At 71.9% G+C, this 23,176-nt stretch carries 22 protein-coding genes and 3 pseudogenes; 11 read left to right on the plus strand and 14 right to left on the minus strand.

Annotation, left to right across the window (positions count from 1 at the left end; all coding sequences use genetic code 11):
- Window positions 1–527: maltotransferase domain-containing protein (locus KWI83_RS22370; protein ID WP_218516158.1), on the minus strand; the 527-nt coding region annotated here is incomplete at its 3' end.
- Window positions 528–596: 69 nt separating this feature from the next.
- Entirely contained in the window at window positions 597–893 is a 297-nt protein-coding gene (locus tag KWI83_RS22375) for a DUF5133 domain-containing protein (protein WP_218516159.1), read from the minus strand.
- A 300-nt stretch (window positions 894–1,193) separates the two neighbouring features.
- Here KWI83_RS22375 and KWI83_RS22380 point away from each other — a divergent pair, with 300 nt between their 5' ends.
- Together KWI83_RS22380 and glgX are read left to right on the plus strand one after the other, a co-directional pair.
- On the plus strand, window positions 1,194–1,706 hold the full coding sequence (locus KWI83_RS22380; RefSeq protein ID WP_218516160.1) for a pep a2: 513 nt from the start codon (window positions 1,194–1,196) through the stop codon (window positions 1,704–1,706).
- A 26-nt stretch (window positions 1,707–1,732) separates the two neighbouring features.
- On the plus strand, window positions 1,733–3,856 hold the full coding sequence (gene glgX, locus KWI83_RS22385) for a glycogen debranching protein GlgX (protein ID WP_374106351.1): 2,124 nt from the start codon (window positions 1,733–1,735) through the stop codon (window positions 3,854–3,856).
- 30 nt (window positions 3,857–3,886) lie between these two features.
- On the opposite strand, the gene KWI83_RS22390 is transcribed toward glgX, so the two are convergent.
- Window positions 3,887–4,690 carry a VOC family protein gene (locus KWI83_RS22390; protein ID WP_218516162.1) on the minus strand — a complete coding sequence of 268 codons (804 nt, stop codon included), beginning with the start codon at window positions 4,688–4,690 and terminating at the stop codon, window positions 3,887–3,889.
- A 124-nt stretch (window positions 4,691–4,814) separates the two neighbouring features.
- Here KWI83_RS22390 and KWI83_RS22395 point away from each other — a divergent pair, with 124 nt between their 5' ends.
- Window positions 4,815–5,147, plus strand: a complete 333-nt coding sequence (locus tag KWI83_RS22395; protein ID WP_308122135.1) for an ANTAR domain-containing protein — start codon at window positions 4,815–4,817, stop codon at window positions 5,145–5,147.
- Between the two features lie 30 nt (window positions 5,148–5,177).
- Here the strand turns inward: KWI83_RS22395 and KWI83_RS22400 are convergent, their stop codons facing one another.
- Window positions 5,178–5,972 carry a SigB/SigF/SigG family RNA polymerase sigma factor gene (locus tag KWI83_RS22400; protein WP_218516163.1) on the minus strand — a complete coding sequence of 265 codons (795 nt, stop codon included), beginning with the start codon at window positions 5,970–5,972 and terminating at the stop codon, window positions 5,178–5,180.
- Window positions 5,973–6,175: 203 nt separating this feature from the next.
- Between KWI83_RS22400 and KWI83_RS22405 the strand changes: the two are divergent.
- Window positions 6,176–6,705, plus strand: a pseudogene (locus KWI83_RS22405) (ABC transporter permease); the annotation flags it as partial.
- Window positions 6,706–6,883: 178 nt separating this feature from the next.
- Window positions 6,884–7,405, plus strand: coding sequence for a hypothetical protein (locus tag KWI83_RS22410; RefSeq protein WP_218516164.1), 522 nt, complete (start codon window positions 6,884–6,886; stop codon window positions 7,403–7,405).
- 8 nt (window positions 7,406–7,413) lie between these two features.
- Here KWI83_RS22410 and hemC read toward each other — a convergent pair whose 3' ends face one another.
- The 4 genes from hemC to KWI83_RS22430 all read right to left on the minus strand — a co-directional run bounded on the left by hemC (window position 7,414) and on the right by KWI83_RS22430 (window position 11,059).
- Entirely contained in the window at window positions 7,414–8,346 is a 933-nt protein-coding gene (hemC, locus tag KWI83_RS22415) for a hydroxymethylbilane synthase (protein WP_218516165.1), read from the minus strand.
- Between the two features lie 44 nt (window positions 8,347–8,390).
- The gene (locus KWI83_RS22420; RefSeq protein WP_218516166.1) at window positions 8,391–9,167 is read right to left on the minus strand and encodes an NPP1 family protein; all 777 of its coding nucleotides are present in this window, start codon (window positions 9,165–9,167) and stop codon (window positions 8,391–8,393) included.
- Window positions 9,168–9,312: 145 nt separating this feature from the next.
- The gene (locus KWI83_RS22425; protein ID WP_218516167.1) at window positions 9,313–10,296 is read right to left on the minus strand and encodes an ATP-dependent DNA ligase; all 984 of its coding nucleotides are present in this window, start codon (window positions 10,294–10,296) and stop codon (window positions 9,313–9,315) included.
- A gap of 73 nt (window positions 10,297–10,369) precedes the next feature.
- The gene (locus KWI83_RS22430) at window positions 10,370–11,059 is read right to left on the minus strand and encodes a response regulator transcription factor (RefSeq protein WP_218516168.1); all 690 of its coding nucleotides are present in this window, start codon (window positions 11,057–11,059) and stop codon (window positions 10,370–10,372) included.
- 188 nt (window positions 11,060–11,247) lie between these two features.
- Between KWI83_RS22430 and KWI83_RS22435 the strand changes: the two are divergent.
- From KWI83_RS22435 to KWI83_RS22445, 3 genes and pseudogenes are all read left to right on the plus strand, one after another.
- Window positions 11,248–11,590: pseudogene (locus tag KWI83_RS22435) on the plus strand (MarR family transcriptional regulator).
- Between the two features lie 67 nt (window positions 11,591–11,657).
- The gene (locus KWI83_RS22440) at window positions 11,658–12,143 is read left to right on the plus strand and encodes a peroxiredoxin (RefSeq protein ID WP_308122136.1); all 486 of its coding nucleotides are present in this window, start codon (window positions 11,658–11,660) and stop codon (window positions 12,141–12,143) included.
- A gap of 27 nt (window positions 12,144–12,170) precedes the next feature.
- Window positions 12,171–13,199 carry a S9 family peptidase gene (locus tag KWI83_RS22445; RefSeq protein ID WP_256362660.1) on the plus strand — a complete coding sequence of 343 codons (1,029 nt, stop codon included), beginning with the start codon at window positions 12,171–12,173 and terminating at the stop codon, window positions 13,197–13,199.
- 13 nt (window positions 13,200–13,212) lie between these two features.
- Here KWI83_RS22445 and KWI83_RS22450 read toward each other — a convergent pair whose 3' ends face one another.
- Together KWI83_RS22450 and KWI83_RS22455 are read right to left on the minus strand one after the other, a co-directional pair.
- Window positions 13,213–13,818 (minus strand): DNA polymerase ligase N-terminal domain-containing protein, encoded by a 606-nt coding sequence (locus KWI83_RS22450; RefSeq protein WP_218516169.1) that lies wholly within the window; start codon window positions 13,816–13,818, stop codon window positions 13,213–13,215.
- Between the two features lie 52 nt (window positions 13,819–13,870).
- Complete coding sequence (locus tag KWI83_RS22455; protein WP_218516170.1) at window positions 13,871–14,701, minus strand: aldo/keto reductase; 831 nt, start codon at window positions 14,699–14,701, stop codon at window positions 13,871–13,873.
- 256 nt (window positions 14,702–14,957) lie between these two features.
- On the opposite strand from KWI83_RS22455, the gene KWI83_RS22460 reads away from it, so the two are divergent.
- Window positions 14,958–16,016 carry a LacI family DNA-binding transcriptional regulator gene (locus KWI83_RS22460; protein WP_218516171.1) on the plus strand — a complete coding sequence of 353 codons (1,059 nt, stop codon included), beginning with the start codon at window positions 14,958–14,960 and terminating at the stop codon, window positions 16,014–16,016.
- Here the strand turns inward: KWI83_RS22460 and KWI83_RS22465 are convergent.
- The 4 genes from KWI83_RS22465 to KWI83_RS22480 are packed head-to-tail and all read right to left on the minus strand — an operon-like array spanning window position 15,979 to window position 20,552.
- A complete protein-coding gene (locus KWI83_RS22465) occupies window positions 15,979–17,331 on the minus strand; it encodes a glycoside hydrolase family 32 protein (protein ID WP_218516172.1) in 1,353 nt (450 codons plus the stop codon). The two genes, KWI83_RS22460 and KWI83_RS22465, sit on opposite strands and share 38 nt — an antisense overlap.
- A complete protein-coding gene (locus KWI83_RS22470; protein WP_218516173.1) occupies window positions 17,328–18,182 on the minus strand; it encodes a carbohydrate ABC transporter permease in 855 nt (284 codons plus the stop codon). Before KWI83_RS22470 ends, KWI83_RS22465 begins: the two co-directional genes overlap by 4 nt.
- 13 nt (window positions 18,183–18,195) lie before the next feature.
- A complete protein-coding gene (locus KWI83_RS22475; RefSeq protein WP_218516174.1) occupies window positions 18,196–19,146 on the minus strand; it encodes a carbohydrate ABC transporter permease in 951 nt (316 codons plus the stop codon).
- A complete protein-coding gene (locus KWI83_RS22480; RefSeq protein ID WP_218516175.1) occupies window positions 19,143–20,552 on the minus strand; it encodes an extracellular solute-binding protein in 1,410 nt (469 codons plus the stop codon). Before KWI83_RS22480 ends, KWI83_RS22475 begins: the two co-directional genes overlap by 4 nt.
- A gap of 157 nt (window positions 20,553–20,709) precedes the next feature.
- Here KWI83_RS22480 and KWI83_RS22485 point away from each other — a divergent pair, with 157 nt between their 5' ends.
- Both KWI83_RS22485 and KWI83_RS22490 read left to right on the plus strand, forming a co-directional pair.
- Complete coding sequence (locus tag KWI83_RS22485; RefSeq protein ID WP_218516176.1) at window positions 20,710–22,251, plus strand: glycoside hydrolase family 32 protein; 1,542 nt, start codon at window positions 20,710–20,712, stop codon at window positions 22,249–22,251.
- 227 nt (window positions 22,252–22,478) lie between these two features.
- Window positions 22,479–23,164 (plus strand): annotated as a pseudogene (locus KWI83_RS22490) (TauD/TfdA dioxygenase family protein).
- Window positions 23,165–23,176 lie beyond the last annotated feature (12 nt).

Here is a 23,176-nt window from a genome sequence, read left to right on the forward strand (position 1 = left end):
CGGGACAGCACCGCGTCCACCTCCGGCGTCAACGCCGCCGCGAGGCGGGTGGCGACCGGCAGCGAGTCGTCCCGGAGGGTCCGCGCGGCGGCCAGCACCACCGTGCGGGCCGCCCGGTCGGGCACGTCGGCGGCGGCCCGCTCGTACAGCCCGGCGCCCTCTTCGAGGACCAGGCCGGTGTCGATGCCCGCGGGCACCTTGATGGTGGCGATGTGCCGCCAGGTGGTGATCGGGTCGCTCCACGCCTCGACGGAGTACGTCCACAGGCCCACGGCGTCCGGCGTGACCTCGGCGCCCCAGCGGTCGGTGCCGGGGGCGAGTTCGCGCATCGGCGTCCAGGGGCCGGGGCGGCCCTGAGGATCCCTCAGCACGACATTGGCGGCGACCGCGTCATGGCCCTCACGGAACACGGTGGCCGTGACCTGGAACGTCTCTCCAGGGACGGCCTTCGCCGGACGCCTGCCGCACTCCACCGCGGGATGGACGTCCCGGACCGGAATGCGGCCGATGGCCTCAGTCGTACTCATGGGTCTCACCTCCGTCGTACTCAGAGCCGGGCCCCTCGGCCCGGCTCGGGATCCTGCACCAGAAGGGGGCTAGCGTCCCGCCCGGGAACGCCGGCCCGACGGGGGTCCCCGCCGGGGGACGCGGCCCGAACGTGGACGGCAGGACTCGTCCCGCAGGTAGGTGGCCAGCGTGGTGCGCAGATAGCGCTCGGCCGCCTCGGCGGCCTCGCGCGCGCAGCGCTTCCCCATCAGCACGCAGAGGGTGTAGCCCGAGTCCTCGAAGCCGGTCCGCACCGCGCTGTCGGCGGGGGCCGCGAGCATCGCGCGCTCCCAGGCCCGGTACCGCCGCAGCTGCCGGGTGACTTCGGCTCTGGCGGGTAGCAGCATGGCGCCGTTCACCTTCCGGGCGCTCGATGGGCACGTTCCCGACGGTCGGGCCGGTGGCCGTGCCGCGAGGGGGCACGGATCCGTTACGGCGATCGAGGCCTTCACTCATGGTGCACGTACTGCGACTCAGCGTCTTGTTAGAGCTTCAACCATCTCGGGCGGTTGCCTCGTGTTGCACGAATGGGCTAGCGCCCGCACTGTTGATGTGACTCAGAAGCGATCGGTATTCACGCTTCGTGTTCGGGGGGTCGGCCCGCTAGGGCGAGGGAGCGAGAGCCTCGCCGGTGAGGAGCCACGACGATGAAGACCGCAGTGCCCTGCTACTACCACCTCGATGTGGAAGTCAGCCCGGAACGCGTCGGACAGGTCAGCCGCATCCTCGCGGCCCACCTGAAGTACTGGGACCTCGAACCGCTCGTCAAGCCCGTCTGCCGCAGCGCCGAGCTGCTGCTGAAGGCCATCGACGAGCACGCGACGGACAAGCACACGTCGATCGAGATGTGGTGGAACGGCCAGCACCTGATCACCGCCGTCGGGGACAACGACCGGGAACTCCGCCCCGACCAGGACCTGCGGGCGTGCCTGGAGCACATCGCCGCGGTGAGCGACGGCTGGGGCTGCTGCGCCACCGACACCGGCAGCAAGGTCATCTGGTTCTCGCAGCGGGCCCGCGCCGGCCAGCGCGTCCCGCTGGTGCCGAAGGCGCCCGCGCCCAGCCTGCGCGAGGGGCTGCAGGTGCCCCGCGAGATCCCGGTCGCGGCCCTGGCCACCCCGGCGAAACCGGCCGACGGCGCCTTGGAGGACGCGCGGTGACGAAGCAGCCGAACCGGAAGGACGGGGTGCCCGCCTGGAGCGGGCACCCCTACCCCTTGGGCGCCGCCTACGACGGCAAGGGCACGAACTTCGCGCTGTTCAGCGAGGTCGCCGAACGCGTCGAACTCGTCCTGGTCGACGACCACGGCAGCCACCGTAACGTCCCCCTGACCGAGGTCGACGGATTCGTCTGGCACGGCTATCTGCCCGGCGTCGGGCCCGGCCAGCGCTACGGGTACCGGGTGCACGGCCCCTGGCACCCGGCCGCCGGCCAGCGCTGCAACCCCGCGAAGCTGCTGCTCGACCCGTACGCCACCGCCGTGGACGGGCAGATCGACAACCACCCCTCGCTGTACGAGCGCTCGGCGTCCGGCCCCGACCCGGCGGACAGCGCCGGGCACACCATGCTGGGCGTGGTCACCGACCCGGCGTTCGACTGGGGCGACGACCGCCCGATCGGGCGGCCGTACGCCGACACCGCGATCTACGAGGCGCACGTCCGCGGACTCAGCCGAACGCACCCCGACGTGCCGCCCGAACTGCGCGGCACCTACGCCGGACTCGCCCACCCCGCGATCGTCGACCACCTCACGTCGCTCGGCGTGACCGCCGTCGAGCTGATGCCGGTGCACCAGTTCGTGCAGGACGGCGTGCTCCAGGACCGCGGTCTGTCCAACTACTGGGGCTACAACACCATCGGCTTCTTCGCGCCGCACAACGCCTACGCCGCGCACGGCACCCGCGGCGGGCAGGTCGCCGAGTTCAAGTCGATGGTCAAGGCCCTGCACGCGGCCGGGCTCGAAGTGATCCTCGACGTGGTCTACAACCACACCGCCGAGGGCAACGAGAAGGGCCCCACGCTCTCCTTCCGGGGCATCGACAACTCCTCGTACTACCGTCTGGTCGACGGCGACTTCAGGCACTACTACGACACCACCGGCACCGGCAACAGCCTGCTCATGCGGCACCCCTACGTCCTGCAGCTGATCATGGACTCGCTGCGGTACTGGGTCACCGAGATGCACGTCGACGGCTTCCGCTTCGACCTCGCGGCCACGCTGGCCCGGCAGTTCCACGAGGTGGACCGGCTGTCGGCGTTCTTCGACCTGATCCAGCAGGATCCCGTCATCAGCAGGGTCAAGCTGATCGCCGAGCCCTGGGACGTCGGCGAGGGCGGCTACCAGGTGGGCAACTTCCCGCCGCTGTGGTCGGAGTGGAACGGCAAGTACCGCGACGCCGTACGGGACTTCTGGCGCGGCGAGGAACACACGCTCGGCGAGTTCGCCTCCCGGCTGACCGGCTCCTCCGACCTGTACCAGCACAGCCGGCGCCGGCCGCGCGCCAGCGTCAACTTCGTCACCGCGCACGACGGATTCACCCTGCGCGACCTCGTGTCGTACAACGACAAGCACAACGAGGCCAACGGCGAGGGCAACCGGGACGGCGAGAGCGACAACCGGTCCTGGAACTGCGGCGCCGAGGGCGAGACGGACGACCCGGCGGTACTGGAGCTGCGCGCCCGCCAGCAGCGCAACTTCCTCGCCACCCTGCTGCTGTCCCAGGGCATCCCGATGCTCTGCCACGGCGACGAGATCGGGCGCACCCAGGGCGGCAACAACAACGCCTACTGCCAGGACAACGAGGTCTCCTGGATCGACTGGCGGCTGACCGAGGAGCAGCGGGACCTGCGGGACTTCACGCGGTACGTCATCGCGCTGCGCGCCGCCCACCCGGTGCTGCGCCGCCGGCGGTTCTTCCGGGGCGAGACGGTCACGCACGCCGGGCAGCCGCTGCCCGACCTGGTGTGGCTGCAGCCGGACGCCACCGAGATGTCGGACGAGGACTGGCAGCGCTCCGACGCGCACTCCGTCGGCGTCTTCCTCAACGGCGACGCCATCGCCGAACCGGACGCCTACGGCCGCCGCGTGGTCGACGACTCCTTCCTGCTGCTCCTCAACAGCTACTGGGGGCCGGTGGACTTCCGACTGCCGGACCGCACGTACGGCGAGCGCTGGACCACCCTCATCGACACCGCCGACCCGCAGGGCCCGCCGGACGAGACCGAGCACAAGGCGGGGACCGGGCTCACGGTTCAGGCACGCAGCCTCGTCGTGCTGTCGCGGCCGTCGCGGAACGTCCCGCCCAGGTAGCCCGAACGGTGGAATGGGGGAGGCGTGTCCTCACCGCTTCCGGCGCGCCGTCACCGTGAACTGCGCGCCGTCGGGATCCCGCAGCACCGCCTCGTCGGCGTCCAGCCGCAGCACGCTGCCGCCGTGCTGCTCCGCCGCCCGGGCGCAGGCCGCCACATCGGCGACGGCGAAGTGGATCTGCCAGTGCGGCCGGATGGTCGGGTCGGGCGCAGCCCCCAGGGCGCCGGACTCGATGCGGGCCACCACCTCGCCACCGCTGCGCAGGACGACCTCCTCGCCCTCGTAGGTGACCTCGCAGCAGCCGGGGCTCGCCGACGCCCACTCCAGGACCTCGCCGTAGAAGATCGCGGCGTCGAACGCGTCCCGGGTGTGCAGCCGGATGAAGGCCGGCGAGGCGCGGCGCCAGGTCTCCCAGTCGGTGACCAGCTCGCCCTCCCAGATGCCGAAGGTGGCTCCGTCCCGGTCGGCGAGCAGTGCCGCCCGGCCGGGCGGCAGGGCGATCGGCCCGACCGCCGCCGTGCCGCCGCGCTCCTGCGCCCGGCCCACCGCCTCGTCCGCGCTGCGCACGGCGAAGTACGGCGTCCAGGCGACGGCCATGTGCCACATGGCGGCGACCGCGGCGATCCCGGCGACCGGCGCGCCGTTCGCCAGGGCGATCCGGAAGTGGTCGCCGAGCTTGGCCTTCCGCCACTCCCAGCCCAGTACGGCCGTGTAGAACTCCTCGGTGGCCCGCAGATCGCGGCTGGTGAGGCTCACCCAGCAGGGCGCACCGAAGACGGTGTGTGTGGAGACGACGTCCGTCGTACGGGTCGTGGGTGTCGTGTCACGTTGCATGGCAGTCGTCCTGGTCTCGTCGACCGGCAGCCACCGGTTCGACACCAGTGTCCAACCGGAACCGGTCATGGCGCCTGCCGAGTACCCCGGTGGCACGCGTCAGTCGCGGTGGGAGGATGTAAGGGTGGCACGAGGACCGCAGGAGCACGCCGGCGACACGGACCGCCTGCGCGCGCTGGAGGACGAGGTCGCCCAGCTCAAGGAGGCCATCAGTTCCCATGCCGTGGTCGACCAGGCCATCGGCATGATCGTGGCGCTCGGCAGGGTGACGCCGGACCAGGGGTGGGCGGTGCTGAAGGAGGTCTCCCAGCACACGAACATCAAGCTCCGCACGATCGCGGAGCTGATTCTGATCTGGGGCCGCGACGGGGAGATGCCCCCGGAGATCCGCGCCGAGCTGGAGGACGCCCTCGACCGGTACGGTCCGACGCAGATCCCCGGTGCACCTGTGGAGTGACTCCTCCTCGTGGCCGGATGCGGGCGGGCCTCAGCGGGCCGCCCCGGAGAGCAGTTCCTCGCGCAGCCGGGCGAAGCAGGCGCTGAGGAGCCGGGAGACGTGCATCTGCGAGATGCCCAGCTGCTCCGCGATGCAGCTCTGGGTCATGCCCCGGAAGAAGCGCAGGTAGAGGATGGTCCGCTCGCGCTCCGGCAGGGCCTGCAGGCAGGGGGCCACGGCGACCCGGTCGACGACCACGTCGTAGCGCGGGTCGAGCCCGCCGATCGCGTCCGCGAGGGCGTAGCCGTCGGTCCCCGGCATCTCCGCCTCCAGGGACAGCGCGGTGAAGCACTCCAGGGCCTCCATCCCGGTGCGCACCTCGCTCTCGCTGAGCTCCGCGTACTCGGCGATCTCGGCGACGGTGGGGGGCCGGCCGGGTGTCGTCTGCGCGAGTTCCTTCGCGGCGCGCCGCACCCGGTTGCGCAGGTCCTGGACGCGGCGCGGGACGTGCAGCGTCCACATGTGGTCACGGAAGTGGCGCTTGATCTCGCCGGTGACCGTCGGTACGGCGTACGCCTCGAAGGCGCGGCCGCGTGACGGGTCGTAGTGGTCGACGGCCTTGACCAGGCCGAGGGCGGCCACCTGGTAGAGGTCCTCCAGGGCCTCCCCGCGGCCCCGGAAGCGCACGGCGATCCGCTCCGCCATGGGCAGCCAGGCCCGCACCAGCTCGTCACGCAGGGCCTTGCGTTGCGGGCCGTCGGGGAGCTGCCGGAGACGTTCGAAGTCCGCGGCCGTGTCGGGGGCGTCGTCGTGGGGGTGTTGCTTCGCTCTGCTGGCGGTACGCATGATGCGCGCCTCCCTCAGCAGGTGCCGGGTGGACAGACACCGTGGGTGGCGCGCCCGGACCGCACGCAGGAGCCAGGCGGGTCGGCGTGCCGGGACCCACGGGCGTGCCTCCTGTCCGAAGCACTTGAATGTGGATTCCCTGGACAAACACGTACGAAACACACTTCAGGTCAACGGCGGAGATTCCTCGCCGGGTACAGCTCTCTGGCGGCGTCCGAGATGCCGATGCCGGGGCGGTCGGTGACCAGGCGCAGCAGTTCCACTGTGGCATTGCGATCTTCTACGGCATCCAGATCATCTGGGAGTGTGACGCCGATGTCCTCAACAAGCTGCTCGTCACCCCCACGCCACGCTCCGCCCTGATCACGGGCAAGGCGTTCGCGTCCGGGGTGAAGGCACTGATCCAGGCCGTGGTCGTGATCGTCATCGCGGCCGCCGTCGTCCTCGGCTCGTCGCGGGCATCGTGCTCAGCCGGGACCGGCTGATGGGCTTCGGTCAGGCGATCACCATGCCGCTGTTCCTCGGCTCCACCGCCCTCTACCCGCTGTCGGTCATGCCGGGCCGGCTCCAGGCGGTCAGCAAGGTGAACCCGCTCAGCTACCCGGTCGACGCGCTGCGGGGGCTGCTGCTCGGCACGCCCGCCCATCTCGCGACGGACTTCGCGGTGCCGGCCGTGGCCGCCGCGCTGGGCATCGCGGCCGCTTCCTCACTGCTGGGCCGACTGGCCCGCTGATCACGGGCCCGGACGTGATGTGCGGCACGCCCGGAAACCGACCGGTGCGGATTCTCCCTGCGCACGGCTTGATCACCGATCACGTCAGGGAAATCCCTGGCCACAGCCCATTCCGCTCATTTGACAGTGCGCTCGGCCCACGGATAGGAAGCACCTTCGAGAGGTCGAGAGGTGGAGCGTGTACGAGCCGAACGTGGTCGGGGACTGGCAGGAGTACGAGGAGCATGCCGGTCTGCGCGTTCGCGTCCACCGTCTCGAACGGGCCGACCCCCCGCGCGGACGCGACGACGCCGCCGAGGGGCTGACGTACTTCCGGCTGCGGGTGACCGTCGAGAACCGCGGTGACCGCTGCTTCGGCGTCCACCTGGAGGACGGCCAGATCGACGTACGGATCGGCCCCGACGGGGAGAGCGCGTTCCTGGACTGGCGCAACTCGCAGTTCATCGAGGGCTACGACGTCTACCCGCTGCGCCGGGCCACCGCCGTGCTGTACGCGGCCGGACCGGAGGCCGCCCTGGGACAGGTGGACGTCCAGATCCAGCTGCGGGTGGACGACGACTGGACCGACCGCCGACTGTGGGCGGGCGGCATCGGACTGCACGAGGCCACCGCCTGCGCCCCCGCCGGAGCCGGCCGGGAGAGCCTGGCCCACCAGGTGAGCAACTTCCTGCGGGACCAGGCCGAGGAGGGCACCGCCTGACCGGAGGGTCAGTGCGGGATGCCGTCGATGATCTCGCGGGCGCCCTGCCGCAGCAGCGCCACGGCGACCGACGTGCCCAGCGTGGCCGGATCGAGGCGGCCCGCCCACTCGTGGGCGTTGAGACGGATCTTGCCGTCCGGCGTGAACACACAGGCCCGCAGGGACAGTTCGCCGTGGTCCACCCGCGCGAACCCGGCGATCGGGCTGTTGCAGTGCCCCTGCAGCACATGCAGGAACATCCGCTCCGCCGTCGCCTCCCGATGCGTGTCCGGATCGCCGAGCTCGCTGACGGCGTCGATGAGGTCGGTGTCGCCCTCGCGGCACTGCAGGGCGAGGATGCCCGCGCCGATGGGCGGCATCATCACCTCGGGGGAGAGGACCTCGCTGATCACGTCCCGGCGGCCGATGCGCTCCAGACCGGAGACGGCCAGCAGCAGCGCGTCCGCCTCACCGGCGGCGAGCTTCGCCAGTCGGCGATTGGCGTTCCCGCGGAACGGCACGCACTCCAGATGCGGGTGGGTGGCGGCCAGCTGGGCGACCCGGCGCACCGAGGAGGTGCCGATCCTGGTACCGGCCGGAAGGGCGTCCAGGGTGAGCCCGCCCGGATGCACCAGGGCGTCGCGGATGTCGTCCCGCTTCAGGAACGCGGCGAACACCGTGCCCGCCGGAAGCGGCCGGTCGGCGGGCACGTCCTTGACGCAGTGCACCGCGAGATCGGCCGCACCGGCCAGCAGCGCCGCGTCGACCTCCTTGGTGAACGCGCCCTTGCCCTCGACCTCGGCGAGATCGCCCAGCCACTTGTCACCGGTGGTCTTCACCGGCACGACCTCGGTTCTCACCCCGGGGAAGCGGGCGTCCAACTCTGTCTGCACCCGCGCCACTTGGGCGAGCGCCATGGGGGAGTCACGGGAGACGATGCGGATCAGTTCGGGGACCGGCATGCGGACACGATAGACCGCCCCCGGCCCCCGCCGCTCAAGCGCGGTCAGGCGTTCGGGTCGAACGCGATGCCCGACGGCTTGGCCGAGGCCAGGTGGGAGGTGAAGCTGCCGTCCTTCAGACCGAAGTTGGCGCTGCCGAAGTTGTACGACGTCAGCTTGTCCCGCACGCCCGCCGGATAGCCGTTCCAGCCGACCAGCGGCGGGTACTGCCACGCTCCCCTGTGGTTCTCCGGCGGCTCGTCGTTGGCGTTCGCCGCACGGAAGCAGTGCGTGCTGATGCCGTCCTTGTGGTACACGATCTTCGCGTGGGTGCCGTCGAAGCGGATCGCCGAGGCGTTGTGCACCGTGAACGACCCGTGGTTCGAGGTCGAGACGTACTTGACCTGGCTGCTCTGCACCCACACCACGACGTGCTCCCAGTCGTGGCGGTGCCCGCCGATGCTGCTGCCCGGCAGGGCCTGGTCCTTCTCGAAGTACAGGCCGTACATGAAGGCGCACCAGCCGTTGTTGCACTTGTAGCGCGAGTAGCTGTTGGTGTTGTCCAGGTCCGAGGCGTCCCGGCAGCTGCCGTTGAGCGCCCCGGTCGGCTTGAGGCCGCCGTTGACGGTGCCGTCGGCGCTGATGGCGGGCGTCGAGTAGCAGCCGTCCGTGTCGTAGTCGAAGGCCGGCTGGTACGTCCGCTCCAGGCTGTCGGCGTTGGCGGGCAGTGCGGGCGGCGGGGCGGCGAAGGCGGTGGCGGGGAAGGCGACGACGAGCGCGACGGCTCCACCGAGGACGGTGAGCGATCTCCTGCGGTGCAGGGCGGACTTCTGCGACGACACTGCGTCCTCCTCATGGTTCCGGGACACAGCCCAACGGCCGTGGGGGAAAGGGAAGTTCAGCTTCCCCGGGATTCCCGTCCGGGCCAAGAGGTCACAGGCGTCCCGTTGGTGAAGGACAGCCCAATACTTGTCCGCTGATACGCCGTCAGGCGAGGTGGTCCGGCAGGTCGGCCGTGGACTCCTCGGGCGGGAGGTCGGGCCGCAGCCGCAGCCAGGACGGCTGACGCAGCAGCCCCGCCCTGGTGCGGGTGCTGTAGCGGACCTCGCCGACCAGCCGGGGCAGCACCCAGCGCGCGCCCGGCGCCGACGGCACCGGATCGAAGGGGCAGACGTCACTCGCGTGCTCCCGCAGCAGCGCCGCGAGTTCCGTGCGCTCCGTCTCGCTCCAGCCGGTGCCGACGCTACCGACGTACCGCAGCCGCCCGGCCGCGTCGCGCTGGCCGACCAGCACCGCGCCGGGCAGGCCGGTCAGCCGGCCCTTGCCGGGCTGCCAGCCGCCCACGACGACGTCCTCGCCGCGCATGTTGCGGATCTTGATCCAGGCGCGGGAGCGCACACCCGGCTCGTACACCGAGTCCAGCCGCTTGCAGACCAGGCCCTCCAGACCGTGGTCGAGGGTGGCCTGCAGGGCCTGGGCGCCGTGGCCCACCAGCGCGCCCGGCGTGGACCAGAACGGCCCGGCGAGGCCCAGCTCCTCCAACTGGGCGCGCCGACGGGCGTAGGACTGCCCGATCAGGGAGCGCCCCGCCAGGTGCATCACGTCGAACAGCACCAGGTGCACCGGCACCCGGGCCGCCCGCCGCGCCGCCCGCACCGGCGCGTGGGCGAGGCCCATCCGCGACTGGAGCAACTGGAAGTGGGCGCGTCCCTGTTCGTCCAGGGCCAGCACCTCCCCGTCCAGCACCGCGGGCGTGCCGCCGAGGGCGCCGCCGAGGGGCCGCAGTTCGGGGTAGGCGGCGGTGATCTCCTCACCGGACCTGGCGCGCAGCACCAGGCCGCCGTCGCCGGGGAGATACACCACCGCACGCTGGCCGTCCTGCTTGGTCTCGTACGCCCACCGCGCGTCCTGGGCGGCGGGCGGCAGGGTGCCGGGCGTGGCGAGCATGGGGGCGATCAGCGGCAGGGTCACGGCTTGAGGTGTCGACGGGGCGGGGCGGCGCCACGCTCCCCGCCCGCAGGTTTCCCCTGAACGGCGGGTGAGGTCAGAGCGCCCCGGACGGTGGCGGCGCGGCTCGCACCAGCCCGGACTGGTAGGCGATGACGACCAGTTGGGCCCGGTCCCGGGCGCCCAGCTTCGTCATCGCCTCGCACACGTGCGTGCGGACGGCCGACGTGCCGACGGAGAGTTTCTCCGCGATCTCCTCGTTGGAGTGACCCTCGGCCACCCGGCCCAGCACCTCGCGCTCCTGCGCGGTCAGCGCGGCGAGGTCCTCGGGAGCCGCGAGCCGGGAGCCCTCGGCGGGAGTGACCAGGAACCGTGTGATCAGGGCGCGGGTGGCGAGCGGGGAGAGCAGGGCCTCGCCGGCCGCCACGGTCCGGATGCCGTCGAGCAGCACATCGGCGGTGACCTCCTTGCCGAGGAGCCCGCTCGCCCCGGCCCGCAGCGCCTCGGCGACGTCCTCGTCGATCTCGGAGGCGGCGAGGACCAGCACGCGGGTCGCGGACAGCTCCGGGTCCGCGCAGATGGCGGTCGTGGCGGCCAGTCCGTCGCCGCCGGGCAGGCGGATGTCCATCAGGACGAGGTCGGGCCGGTGGGCGCGGGCGAGCTCGATCGCCCGGGCACCGTCGGTGGCCTCGCCCACCACCTCCATGTCGTCACAGGAGTCGATCATGATCCGGAAGGCGGCCCGCAGCAGGGCCTGGTCGTCGGCGAGCAGCACACGGATGGTCATGATGTGCGTTCTTCCCTTGCCTGGCAGGTGGTGTACGGCGGCAGTCGGGTGGTGACCTCTCACGGTGATCGTCGGGTGGTCGGGATCCCCGGTCGGGGGCCTGGTCCCATGGTGGGCGATCTGCACCGGGAGAGACCGGCGGTGGCGGCCCGTGTCACGGGACGGCGACCGCACCCTGCTCGCCGAAGCTGCCGTCGATCGGGCGCAGCAACTACTTGAGTCAGGTGCCGCTGGACCGCGCCGCCGTGGCGCTGCTGCGGCAGGTCGCGGACTCCGAGCCGCTGCGCCCGGGGTAGCTCGCCCACCGCCTCGGCGTGGAGGCCTCCCACGTCACGCGTACGGTGCAGCATCTGCAGCGCGCCGGGTACGTACGTCGGGGCCCGCGACATGCAGCTGGCCCTGGCCGACTGGTCGCCCGAGGAGCTGGGTCGGCTCGCGACGCTGTTCCACCGTATGGCCGACGACGTCCTCGCGATGGCGGTCGACGACGACTCCGGCCGGCGGGCCACCGCCCGGGCGGGCACCTCCTGAAGCACCGGGTGCCGCCCGCGATGTGCCGCCCAGTAGGATCGCGCGGCAGGCGACCCCAGGAGGAACCGTGCCCCCGTCCCAGCCGATCGTCGGCGACAAGATCGAGGACTTCGAGCTGCCGGACGAGACGGGAACACCCCGCCGCCTGTCCGAACTGCTCGCCGACGGACCGGTCGTGCTGTTCTTCTACCCCGCCGCCCTCACCCCCGGCTGCACCGCCGAGGCCTGCCACTTCCGAGATCTGGCCGCCGAGTTCGCCGCGGTCGGCGCACGGCCCGTCGGCATCAGCGGCGACCCGGTCGAGCGGCAGGCGGAGTTCGTCGGACGGCACACGCTCGGCATGCCGCTGCTGTCCGACGTGGACGGCGCGATCCGCGAACGCTTCGGGGTGAAGCGGGGCTTCCAGCTGGCCTCCACCAAGCGGGTCACCTTCGTCATCGCCCAGGACCGCACGGTCCTGGAGGTCGTCCGCAGCGAACTGCGCATGAGCGCTCACGCCGACCGGGCGCTGGCGGCGCTGCGCGCACACCGGGACCCGGAAGCCACTGACTGACGGAGCCGCGTCCGCGATACCGGCCCCATGCCGCTGCGAGGCAAGGCCTGCGTCACCGTCTGTCTGGTGCTGGCGGCCGCGGTCGGCTGCACGAGCGGCGACGGCGACGCCGCCCGCACCGACCCGCCCACCCCGGCCCCGACCAGCACCGAACGCCCGAGCACCGGCGCACCGACGTCGAAACCGCCCCACCCCGTGTCCCTCCCTGGCCTCATCGCCCGCGAGCACCGGGGCTCCGGCCTCCGCCTCGGCGCCGTACGCGCCCGAACCGACGCCTACATCCAGTACGCGGTCACCTACGAGGCCAACGGCCTGACCATCTCCGGCCTCATGAACGTGCCCGAGGGCAGGGGCCCCTTCCCGGCGCTGGTCCTCGCGCACGGCTACATCGACCCCGCCGTCTGCACCACCGGCCGCGGACTCGCCCGCGAACAGGACCTCCTCGCCCGGAGCGGCTACGTCGTCCTGCACACCGACTACCGCGACCACGCCGGTTCCGACGACGACCCCGACAACGACGTGAACCTCCGCCTCGGCTACACCGAGGACGTCATCGCCGCCGTCAAGGCCCTGCGCGACTCCGGCCGCCCGGAGGTCGACGGCGACCGGATCGGCCTGCTGGGCCGCTCGATGGGCGGCGGCGTCGTGTACAACACGCTGGTGGTGGCGCCGGGCCTGGTGGACGCGGCCGTGGTCCACGCCCCGGTCAGCTCGCGTCCCGAGGAGAACATCGACCAGTTCCAGCGCCGCAACGGCGACCCGGTCGTCGCCGAGATCGAGGCCCAGCACGGCAGCCCCGAGGAGAACCCCGCCTTCTGGCGGGAGGTCTCACCGATCACCTACGTCGACCGGGTGACCGAGCCGCTCCTCATCCGGCACGGCACCGCCGACGAGACCTGCCCCCTGGAGTGGTCCGAGCGGACCACGGCCGCGTTCGAGGCGGCGGGCAAAGATGTCCGGCTGGTGAAGCAGCCGGGGAAGGGGCACACGTTCTACGCCCGGTGGCGGACCTCCATGGACACCACCATGGGCTTCTTCGACCGCCGCCTGCGCTGACACCCGGCCGGGGTCAGTCCTGTCGGCCGCCCGCCGCGACCTGGGCGAGCGTACGGCCGCTGCGCACCGAGCGGGCCCGCCGCGGATCCGGCGTACCGCGGCCCGCGCGCCGGTGCCCGGCCTTCACCAGCAGCCACGCCTCGGCCTCGCCCTCACCACCACGGAACCGGGTGAGCGCGTACTCGCCGCGCAGCTTCGCCCCGGTGAGCCGGAACGTGGCGTGCCCGCGCCGAAGCGACTCCGCGAAGTCGACCGGCCGCCCCTTGCGGTCATGGCTCAGCGGCTCGTACGTGCCGCGATCCCAGACGATCACCGTGCCGCCGCCGTACTCGCCCGCCGGGATCACGCCCTCGAACTCCTCGTACTCCAGCGGATGGTCCTCCGTCGGCACGGCGAGCCGCTTGTCCTTCGGGTCGGCCGACGGCCCCCTCGGGACCGACCAGGACTTCAGGACGTCACCGACCTGCAGCCGGAAGTCGAAGTGCAGGGTGCTCGCGTCATGGATCTGCACCACGAAACGGGGTGCGTCGCCCGAGGTCCCCGCACGCCCCTCGGGCTCGGCGGTCCGCCCGAAATCGCGTCTGCCGCGGTAGGTCCGCAGCCGGTCGTCGTCACCCACCCCGCGACTCCTTCCGTGCGCCCGACGCACCGGGTACCCCGGGCCGCCGGGGTCAGAACTCCTCGTGGACCTCGGGGTCACCGCCGGTGCGCCGGGGCACGCGGTCGGCGATGGCCAGCATCTGGGCGGGGGCCAGCGTGAACCCGAAGAGGTCGAGGTTCTGCCGCTGCCGCTCGGCGTCGGCCGACTTGGGGATGGGCAGCGCGCCCAGCTGGGTGTGCCAGCGCAGCACGACCTGACCGGGTGTCACCCCGTGGGCCTCGGCGATGGTGACGACGACGGGGTCCTGGAGCAGCCCGGTGCCACGGCCGAGCGGCGTCCAGCTCTCGGTGACGATGTTCCTCTCGGCGTGGAAGGCCCGCAGCTCCTCCTGCGGGAGGTAGGGGTGCAGCTCGATCTGGTTCACGGCGGGCAGCGCGCCCGTCTCCTTCCCCAGCCGCTCGATGTGCTCGATGGTGAAGTTGGAGACCCCGATCGACCGGACCAGGCCCTCCTCGCGAAGTCTGATCATGGCCCGCCAGGAGTCGACGTACTTGCCGACGCGGGGGAGCGGCCAGTGGATCAGATACAGGTCGACCTGCTCCAGCCCCAGCCGGCGCCGGGACTCCTCGAAGGAGGCGAGGGTCTCCTCGTAGCCGTGGTGCCGGCCCGGGAGCTTCGTCGTCACCACGATCTCCTCGCGCGGGACACCGCTGCGGGCGATCGCCCGGCCCACGCCCGTCTCGTTGCGGTAGTTCGCCGCCGTGTCGATCAGGCGATAGCCCAGGTCCAGGGCGGTGCGCACCGCCCGCTCCGCCTGTGCGTCGTCCATCGGCCAGGTGCCCAGGCCGATGGCGGGGAGCGTCGCGCCGTCGTTGAGCGTGTGCGCCGGAATGCCGCTCACGGTCCACCCTTCCGCTCGACTGTGCCGTACCGACAGTATGGGCGGGCCCGGTCATGCCCGCCGCCGCGGTGGGCGTCCAGCTGCAAGGCGGAGGAGGGCGCCGATGCGGAGCATCGGCAACCGACGACAACGCCGCTGGGGTCCCCCCTCTGGGGGAGGGCGTGCCAGACCCCGCGTCTGGGGCATGATCCGCCGGACAGGCCCTAGGCTGAGGAGTGATCAACCGGACCGGCGGGGGAAGAGGGCAGCGGACGCCATGGCCAGGGCCGAGGACCAGCACACGACGGGACGTCCCACGTCACGGGACGTCGCCCGGCTCGCCGGTGTCTCGCACACCGCCGTCTCCTTCGTCTTCAACGGACGCGCCGAGGGCAACCTCTCGCCCGCCACCCAGGAACGCATCCGCCAGGCCGCCGCCCAGCTCGGCTACCGGCCCGACCCCGTCGCCCGCGGCCTGCGCCGCCGCCGGACCGCCGTCATCGGCCTGGTCACGGACGAGATCGCCTCCTCGCCGTTCGCGGGCCGACTGCTGCGCGGCGCCATGGAGACCGCCTGGGACCACGAGCACCTCGTCCTCACCGTCGACTCCGGCGGCGACCCGGCCAAGGAGGACGCCGCCGTCGCCGAACTCCTCGACCGGCGTGTCGACGGCATCATCTACGCCGCCATGTCCCTGCGCCGGGTCCGCGTCCCCGAAGGCCTGCACCGCACCCACTCCGTCCTCGCCAACTGCCTGCCCGAGGACGACTCCCTGCCCGCCGTCATCCCCGCCGAACGCGCCGGCGGCCGTACGGCGGCCCGGTTGCTCCTCGACCAGGGGCACCGCCGGGTCGCGCACATCGGCGGGATGGACGACATCGCGTCGGTCGAACGGCTGCGCGGCTTCCGCGACGCGCTGCGCGCCGAGGGGATCACCGTGCCCAAAGAGTGGGTGGTACGCGTAGGGGGCGAGATCTCCGGCGGTTACCAGGGTGCGCTGCGGCTGCTGGACGGCGTCGCCCCGGACCGCCGCCCCACCGGCATCTTCTGCTTCAACGACCGGGTCGCGGCGGGCGTCCTGCACGCCGCGACCCGGCTCGGCATCGCCGTACCCGGCGACCTGTCGGTGGTCGGCTACGACGACCAGGAGCACATGGCGGCCTTCCTCGCCCCGCCGCTCACCTCGGTCGCCCTGCCGCACCGCGCGATGGGTGAGGCCGCCGCCCGGCTGCTCCTGGACGCCATCGGCACCGGCCGCACCCCGGCGGCGACCACCAGGCGCCTGGCCTGCCCGGTCGTCAGCCGCGCGTCGGTGGGACCAGCTCCCACCCGGTGACGACCGCCCCGGCGCCCGTCACGACCAGCTCCGGAGCGTCCCCGGAACGCCGGTACACGCGCTGGGTCACCGTGGCCCGGTCGCCGACGAACACCTCGTACAGCGAGCCGTCGACGAGAACCCGGACGGTCGGCTCCTCGCTGTCCTGCAGGGGCACCACGACCGGCGCGGAATCCTCGTAGCGCACGGTCACCGCGCGGCCGTCCGGGTCCAGGCCGATCGTCAGCCGCTCGCCCGACACCCGCACGGTCGTCAGCCCCCGTGCCGCCGTGACCAGCAGGTCGTACGCCTGCGGCAGCGGCGTCCGGCCGGGTGCGGTGACGAACGGCTCGGGCCCGCGCAGGAGTTCGAGCTCGGGGGCGGGTACGACGCGCAGGGCCCCGTCGGGGCGGACGTCGACGACCCTCGGCGCGGTGAGGACACCGGCCCAGCCTGCCGGACGCGGGTCGCGTGCCTCCCAGGACCAGCCCCACATCAGCGTGCGGTCCGCCTCCTGGAGGAGGGCCGGAGCGTAGAAGTCGCGGCCGTGGTCCAGCCGACCGCCGACGCGGGCCTCGAACGCCAGGCCGTCGTCGACGGACAGCAGGCGACCCGTCAGATACCCCGTGGAACAGGGATCCCCGTCCCACAGCGACACCACCAGCATCCACTCCCCGCCCGGCGTCACAGACAGCTGCGGGCACTCCCAGCCCACCGCCTTGTCACCGAACGCCTCCGCCGCCACCGGGTCGTCGCCGTCCACGAGGACCCCGGCGAACCGCCAGTCGGCCAGGTCCCGGCAGTCGTACAGCAGCACCGACGGCGTACCGTTCGCATGCCCCGCGCCCACGAGCGCCCAGCGCCGGCCCACGTGCCGGAAGACGAACGGGTCGCGGAACATCGTCACGTCCTCACCGGCGGGCGGACCGGGCACCACCGGCGTGGGCAGCGGTTGCCACCCGATCAGGTCGGGGTCCGTGGCCCTGGCCAGGCAGATGCTCCCGAGGCCGGTGTGGTGGCGGTCGACGCCGGTGTACACGGCGGTCGGCACGCCGCCGTCGTCGACCACGCAGCCGGACCAGCACCCCGCCTCGTCCGGGCCGCCCGGCGTCGGCGTGAGCGCGATCGGATGGTGCTCCCAGTGGACGAGGTCGGGGCTGGAGACATGGCCCCAGTGGATGTTGGTGTGCACGGGCGCGTCGGGGTTGTGCTGGTAGAAGAGGTGGTAGCGGCCCCGCCAACGGAACGGGCCGTTGGGGTCGTTGATCCAGTGGGCGGGCGGACGGACCCGGAAGCGGGGGGCGTCGGGGTCCTGGACGGGAGCGGCGAGGCTCAACGGTTGACTCCTGCGGAGGTGATGCCCTCGCGGAGAGGACGCTGGCCGACGACGAACACGGCGACGGCGGGGAGCATGGACAGCACGACACCGGCGAGGACCACGGAGATGGAGCCGGTGCCGAGGTTGCCCTGGAGCGAGACCAGGCCCAGCGGCAGCGTGTAGTTCTGGCTGGAGGTTTCGAGGATCAGCGGGCGGAAGAACTCGTTCCAGTGGTAGTTGAAGGCCAGGACGCCGACGATCGCGAGCCCGGGCGCGGCCAGCGGGGCGTACACGGACCGGAAGATCCGCCACGGCCCGGCCCCGTCCAGCATCGCCGCCTCGCCCAGGTCCTTGGGCATGCCCAGGAAGTACTGGCGCATCAGGAAGGTGCCGAACGCGGTCGGGAACGCCGGGATGATCAGCCCGAGCAGGGTGTCGGTCAGGCCCATCGACTTCAGCACCAGGAACACCGGCACGATGGTGACCTGCAACGGCACCATCATGGTCGCCAGGACCAGCGCGAACAGCGGCTTCTTGAACCGGAACTCCAGGCGCGCGAAGGCGTACCCGGCCAGGCCCGCGGTGATCATCTGGCCGACCGCGATCAGCGCGGTCACCAGCGTCGAGTTCAGCGCGAGCAGCCATACGTCGATCTGGTCGAAGACCCCGCGGTACGCCTCGGCGGTCGGGTCCGTCGGGATGATCCTCGGCGGCAGCTCGAACGACTCGGCGGGGGTGCGCAGCGAGGTGGAGACCGTCCAGATGACCGGGCCGAGGGTCAGCAGGGCACAGACGGCCAGGGCGGTGATCCGCGCCCACGGTCCCAGGGAGTACCGCAGGCGGCTGGGGGAGAGGGTCGCTTGGCTCATGGGACTTCCCGGCTCACTGGTAGTGGACGAAACGCCGGCTGAGCCGGAACTGGAGGGCGGTGACCGCCATGATCAGCACGAACAGCAGCACACCCACCGCGGACGCCGTGCCGAAACGGAGCTGTTCGAACGCGGTCTCGTAGATGACCATCACGACCGTGCGGGTGGAGTCGCCGGGCCCGCCGTCGGTGAGGACGTACGGCTGCTCGAACACCTGGAGCGCGTTGATGATGCCGACCACCGACGCGACCAGCAGCGTGGGCGACAGCAGCGGCAGCGTGATGTGGAGGTGCTTGCGCAGGCCGGTGGCGCCGTCGAGGGCGGCGGCCTCGTGGACCTCCTTGGGGACGTTGTTCAGCCCGCCGACGAACAGCAGGAACGAGAAGCCGAACTGCTGCCAGACATAGACCAGGATCACCGTGGCCATCGCCCCGTTCTCCGAGGTCAGCCACGGCACCGGGGCGACACCGACCAGGCCGAGCAGCCAGTTCACCACCCCGAAGTCCTGGTTGAACAGGTACTTCATCACCACCGAGATGGACGCGGCGGAGAGCACCAGCGGGAAGAAGAACGCCGAGCGGAACACCGACCGCAGCCACACCGGCATCCGCCCGTTGACCGCGAGCGCCAGCACCAGGGCGACGAGCAGTTGCAGCGCGACCGCCACCACCATGAAGACCAGGGTGTTGCGGAAGGACACCAGGACGGTCGAATCCCCCGCCAGCTCACGGTAGTTGGCGGCCCCGGCGAAGCGCGGGGAGTCGATCACGTTCCAGTGGAACAGGCTCAGCACCACCGACCCGACGATCGGCACGACCGTGAACACGACGATGCCGACAACGGTCGGCGCCAGGAACAGGGCCGCCAGCAGCCGGGTGCCGCGGTCCCGCACGGAGGGCCGGGGAGCGGGCATGGGCGGCGGTGCGGGACGCGGTCGTACGGCGGGGATCTGGATGTTCGTCATACGTCACGCTCCATGGCCTTCTCCAGGTCGCCCTGCATCCGGCGCAGCGCGGGGCGCACCGAGCGCGGCGAGGACAGTGCGGTGCCGGTGTGCTTCAGCAGCACCTGCTCCACCTCGGCGACCTGCGGCGGCGCCGGGATCGGCGCGGTGTCGGGGAACCGGTCGAGGGTGTCGTAGAAGACCCGCCAGTGCGCCGGACCGGTCTCGGCGTAGCGGGCGGGGGTGAGCATCGAGCGGCGGGCCGGGGTCGTCTGGTTGGTCTCGAACAACCGGGTCAGGGTGTCCCGGCGGGCGGCGTACTTGATGAACTCCCAGGCCTCGTCCTGTCTCCTGGACGTGCGCAGCAGCGCGTAGCCCGCCGCGCCGAACTGCATGCGCTGGGTGCGCCAGCGCGGGAAGAACTGCACGTCGAACGAGCCGGGCCGCATGCCCGCCAGATGCAGACCGCCCGCCCAGAAGCCGCCCGCGGGGGTGACGCCGACCCGGCCGGTGGAGAACACGCCGATGAGGTTCTGCCCGTTGCCGCCCTCGGGTCGGGTGCACAGGCCCTCCTGGATGAGGGAGGCGAGATAGTCGTACGCCTCCTCCACGCGGGGCTCGCTCGCCTGCGGGGTGGTCCACCGGAAGCCGCCACCGCGTCCGGCCCGCTGGGCGGCCGGGTAGAAGGTGTCCCACAACCAGGAGCCGCCGGGCGCCTTGGACTCGGCGAGGAGATTGGTGTCGTTGGCGAACAGCCACGGCACCACACCGCCCCACAGCCGGTTGGTCCAGAAGTACGGCGTGAACCGGGACCCGCTCGATGTCTTCATGTCCCGCAGCAGCGCCGTGAAGTCGTCACGGGTCCAGTCGGCCGCGGGGAAGCCCGCGCCCGCCCGATCGAGCACCTGGTTGTTGAGGTAGATGTCGGCGGCGTTGAACTCGACCGGAAGCTGGTACAGGCTGCCCTCGTACATCATCGACTCCACCAGCGCCGGATGGACGTCGGCGAAGTACTCGCGCAGCTCGGCCGCGTCCCGCTTCACCCACCGGTCCAGCGGCACGCCGAGCCGCCGTGCGAACAACTGCACGCCCTCCGTGGCCACATAGACGAGGTCGGGGGCGGTGCCCGCCGCGATCTGGGTGAGGATCTTCGCGAAGAAGTCCGACCAGTCGACGGCCTGCACCGCGTTGATCCGGACCTTGATGTCGGGGTGCAGCCGCTGAAAGCCCTCGGTGAGGGTGCGTATGGCGGCGGGGCCGTAGGCGGGGCCGAGGGTGGCGACGACGAGGGAGCCGTCGTCACGGCCGGGGATGTCGGCTCCGGTGAGCCGGTCCCAGCTCGCGGCGGTACCGGCCAGCGCGGCGGCTCCCGCGCCGTAGGCGCCGTACCGCAACAGCGCGCGGCGGGTGAGGTGCGAGTCGGTCATCGACGGGCCTAACTCGTGTTAGATCAGGGTTGATGACCCAGATGATGGAAACCGCGTTTGTTCCCTGTCAAGGGTCGCGAAGCCTTGACCTTTAACGAGTTAGGTCTACAGTCCTGGTCCACATGAGCTGCCGTTCTCGCGAGAGGAACGATGTCTGATGCCTGGAATGTCCAGGAGAGCGCTGTTCGCCGGTACGGCCGTGGGGGCGACGGCCACGCTGCTGCCCGCGCCGCCCGCCGCCGCGCGGGCCGCGGCCTGCGCCCGCTACCGGGCGGCGTACCACTTCACGGTCCCCGACCAGTGGAAGAACGACCCGCAGCGCCCGGTCTGGATCGACGGCGAGTACCACTACTACTACCTGTACAACCCGGACTACTTCACCGGCGGCACCACCGCGGGCACCGCCTGGCGCCTGGCCACCAGCACCGACCTGGTTCGCTTCCGGGACCGGGGCATCGCCGTGCCGAAGGACACCACGCCGAACGGCGACGTCTGGTCGGGCTGCGCTGTCGTCGACACGGACGGCACGGCCGGGTTCGGCAGGGGCGCGGTCGTCGTGCTGGCCACCATGGAGCCGGTGGAGGGCGCCCACACCCAGGCCCAGTACCTGTACTACTCCACCGACGGCGGCCGCACCTTCACCCACCACGGCACCGACCCGGTGCTGCCCAACCCCGGCGTGCGGGACTTCCGCGACCCCAAGGTGATCCGCGACGAGGAACGCGGCCGATGGGTGATGGCGCTCGCCGAGAACAACAAGGTCGGCTTCTACCACTCCGCCGACCTCAGGTCCTGGACGTACGTGGGCGGTTTCGTCAAGGACGGCATCGGCGTGCTGGAGTGCCCCGACCTGTTCCGCATCAGGGCCGACGACGGGACCGTGAAGTGGGTGCTCGGGGTGAGCGCCAACGGCAAGGGCTCCGGACTGCCCCACACGTACGCGTACTGGACCGGCGCCTTCGACGGCACCACCTTCACGCCGGACGCGCCCGAGCCGCAGTGGCTGGACCACGGCTGGGACTGGTACGGGGCGGTGACCTTCGAGAAGCGGGACAGAGGCGGACGGCTCGACGAGGGGACGCGGTACGCGATCGGCTGGCTGAACAACTGGGACTATCCCAACACCACGCCCACGATCGACAGCGACGGCTTCAACGGCACCGACTCGATCGTCCGCGAGGTCACGCTGCAGCGGGCCGCATCAGGCACGTACCACCTCGCCTCACGGCCCGTCGCCGCCCTGGACTCGTACGTCTCCCGGACGGTGAACCTGGGTGACCTGGAAGTCGACGGCACCCGCCTCCTCGACTACCGGGGCCTGTCCTACGAGGTCAGCTGCGAGATCACCTGGGAGATGCTCACCGGCGCGGGCCTCCAGCTGCGCCGGTCCCCCGACGGGGTCCGTCACATCGACGCCGGTGTCTACGGCGACTACGCGTTCCTCAACCGCCGGACGACCGTGAATCCGGACGCCTCGGGCCGATGGCAGGAGAGCAAGAGCCCGTTCGACCCGTCCGCGCGGGGTGTGCGGCTGCGGATCCTGGTCGACCGGACCTCGGTGGAGATGTTCGTGGACGACGGCCGGTACGTGCACTCGTCGGAGGTGTTCCCGTATCTCATCGACGACCGGCTCGCGCTGTTCACGATCGGCGGGCGGGCGGTGTTCCGGAACACGGTGATCAGGGAGTTCACGCTCTGAGACCGGCGTTCCGGGAAGCGGGGCGAGGTGGACGCGGGCGACGCGTTCACCGCGCGCACGGCCCGCGGCGGGCAGGCCGGAGCCGTGCCGGTGGGGCCGATCCGCCCGTGCTCGTCGGCCCACAGCACGTCGTGCGGGCGGGGCGCTGTCGCCACGGCGGCGGATCGCTGTCACGAACGTTCGTGGAGCGGGCGGCGGAAGCGACCAGGGCGGCCATCGGAGCGCGCATGTCGACGGACAGGGCCATGGCGGGGGAGCGGGCCGCGGGTGTCGAGGTGAAACCCGTCGCCGGACACATCGGAGCCGAGATCACGGGTGTCGACGTGGCCGGTGAGCCGGACGACGCCATTCCGCGGGCAGCGGCTGGACCACGCCGCGCAGGTGGCGTTCGCACGGCGGTTCGGTGAGCCGGTGCTGCTGGGGCGGCGGGGCGGCGGGGCGGCGCCTCCCCGGCCGACTTCCCGGAGGTCGAGACGACCGCCGACCGGCTGGAGCTGGGCGGGCGGTTTCGGCATGGAGCACGAGGAGTGGCTGCGGCGCCGTCGGCACACGTTGCTGCGTGGCCGGCGCTGCGACCACGGCGCCCGCGTCGACCCGTAGGCCGCGACCGTCCTGCGCGCGGAGACCGTCCCCCCGTACGGCGGTGACACCACCTGGTCGAATCCGGCGGCGGCGTACGCCGCACTGTCCGCGTCGGTACGGGAGTTCGTGGACGGGCTGCGGGCCGAGCCCGGCTCGGCGTCGGCTACCAGCCCCGCACCGGCGAGAGATCACCGACGTCTCCCGCCCCGGGAGCCTGGGACAGCCGCGCCACCATCCAGCTGGCCGGGTGATGCTCGCCGGGGACGTCCCGGTCGGCGTGGACGGCAAGCCGTCGGAGCCGGTCGTCGGCACCGAGCCGGGACGCTGGTGACACCCCTGGCGC

This window comes from Streptomyces sp. TRM70350, from assembly GCF_019219825.1.
Lineage (GTDB): Bacteria > Actinomycetota > Actinomycetes > Streptomycetales > Streptomycetaceae > Streptomyces.

Excerpts from the sequence above, each read along its gene's own strand:
- KWI83_RS22375 (WP_218516159.1), bottom strand. The coding sequence starts at position 893 with ATGCTGCTACCCGCCAGAGCCGAAGTCACCCGGCAGCTGCGGCGGTAC.
- KWI83_RS22380 (WP_218516160.1), top strand. The coding sequence starts at position 1,194 with ATGAAGACCGCAGTGCCCTGCTACTACCACCTCGATGTGGAAGTCAGC.
- KWI83_RS22390 (WP_218516162.1), bottom strand. The coding sequence starts at position 4,690 with ATGCAACGTGACACGACACCCACGACCCGTACGACGGACGTCGTCTCC.
- KWI83_RS22400 (WP_218516163.1), bottom strand. The coding sequence starts at position 5,972 with ATGCGTACCGCCAGCAGAGCGAAGCAACACCCCCACGACGACGCCCCC.
- hemC (WP_218516165.1), bottom strand. The coding sequence starts at position 8,346 with ATGCCGGTCCCCGAACTGATCCGCATCGTCTCCCGTGACTCCCCCATG.
- KWI83_RS22430 (WP_218516168.1), bottom strand. The coding sequence starts at position 11,059 with ATGACCATCCGTGTGCTGCTCGCCGACGACCAGGCCCTGCTGCGGGCC.
- KWI83_RS22445 (WP_256362660.1), top strand. The coding sequence starts at position 12,171 with ATGCCGCTGCGAGGCAAGGCCTGCGTCACCGTCTGTCTGGTGCTGGCG.
- KWI83_RS22460 (WP_218516171.1), top strand. The coding sequence starts at position 14,958 with ATGGCCAGGGCCGAGGACCAGCACACGACGGGACGTCCCACGTCACGG.
- KWI83_RS22470 (WP_218516173.1), bottom strand. The coding sequence starts at position 18,182 with ATGAGCCAAGCGACCCTCTCCCCCAGCCGCCTGCGGTACTCCCTGGGA.
- KWI83_RS22475 (WP_218516174.1), bottom strand. The coding sequence starts at position 19,146 with ATGACGAACATCCAGATCCCCGCCGTACGACCGCGTCCCGCACCGCCG.
- KWI83_RS22480 (WP_218516175.1), bottom strand. The coding sequence starts at position 20,552 with ATGACCGACTCGCACCTCACCCGCCGCGCGCTGTTGCGGTACGGCGCC.
- KWI83_RS22485 (WP_218516176.1), top strand. The coding sequence starts at position 20,710 with ATGCCTGGAATGTCCAGGAGAGCGCTGTTCGCCGGTACGGCCGTGGGG.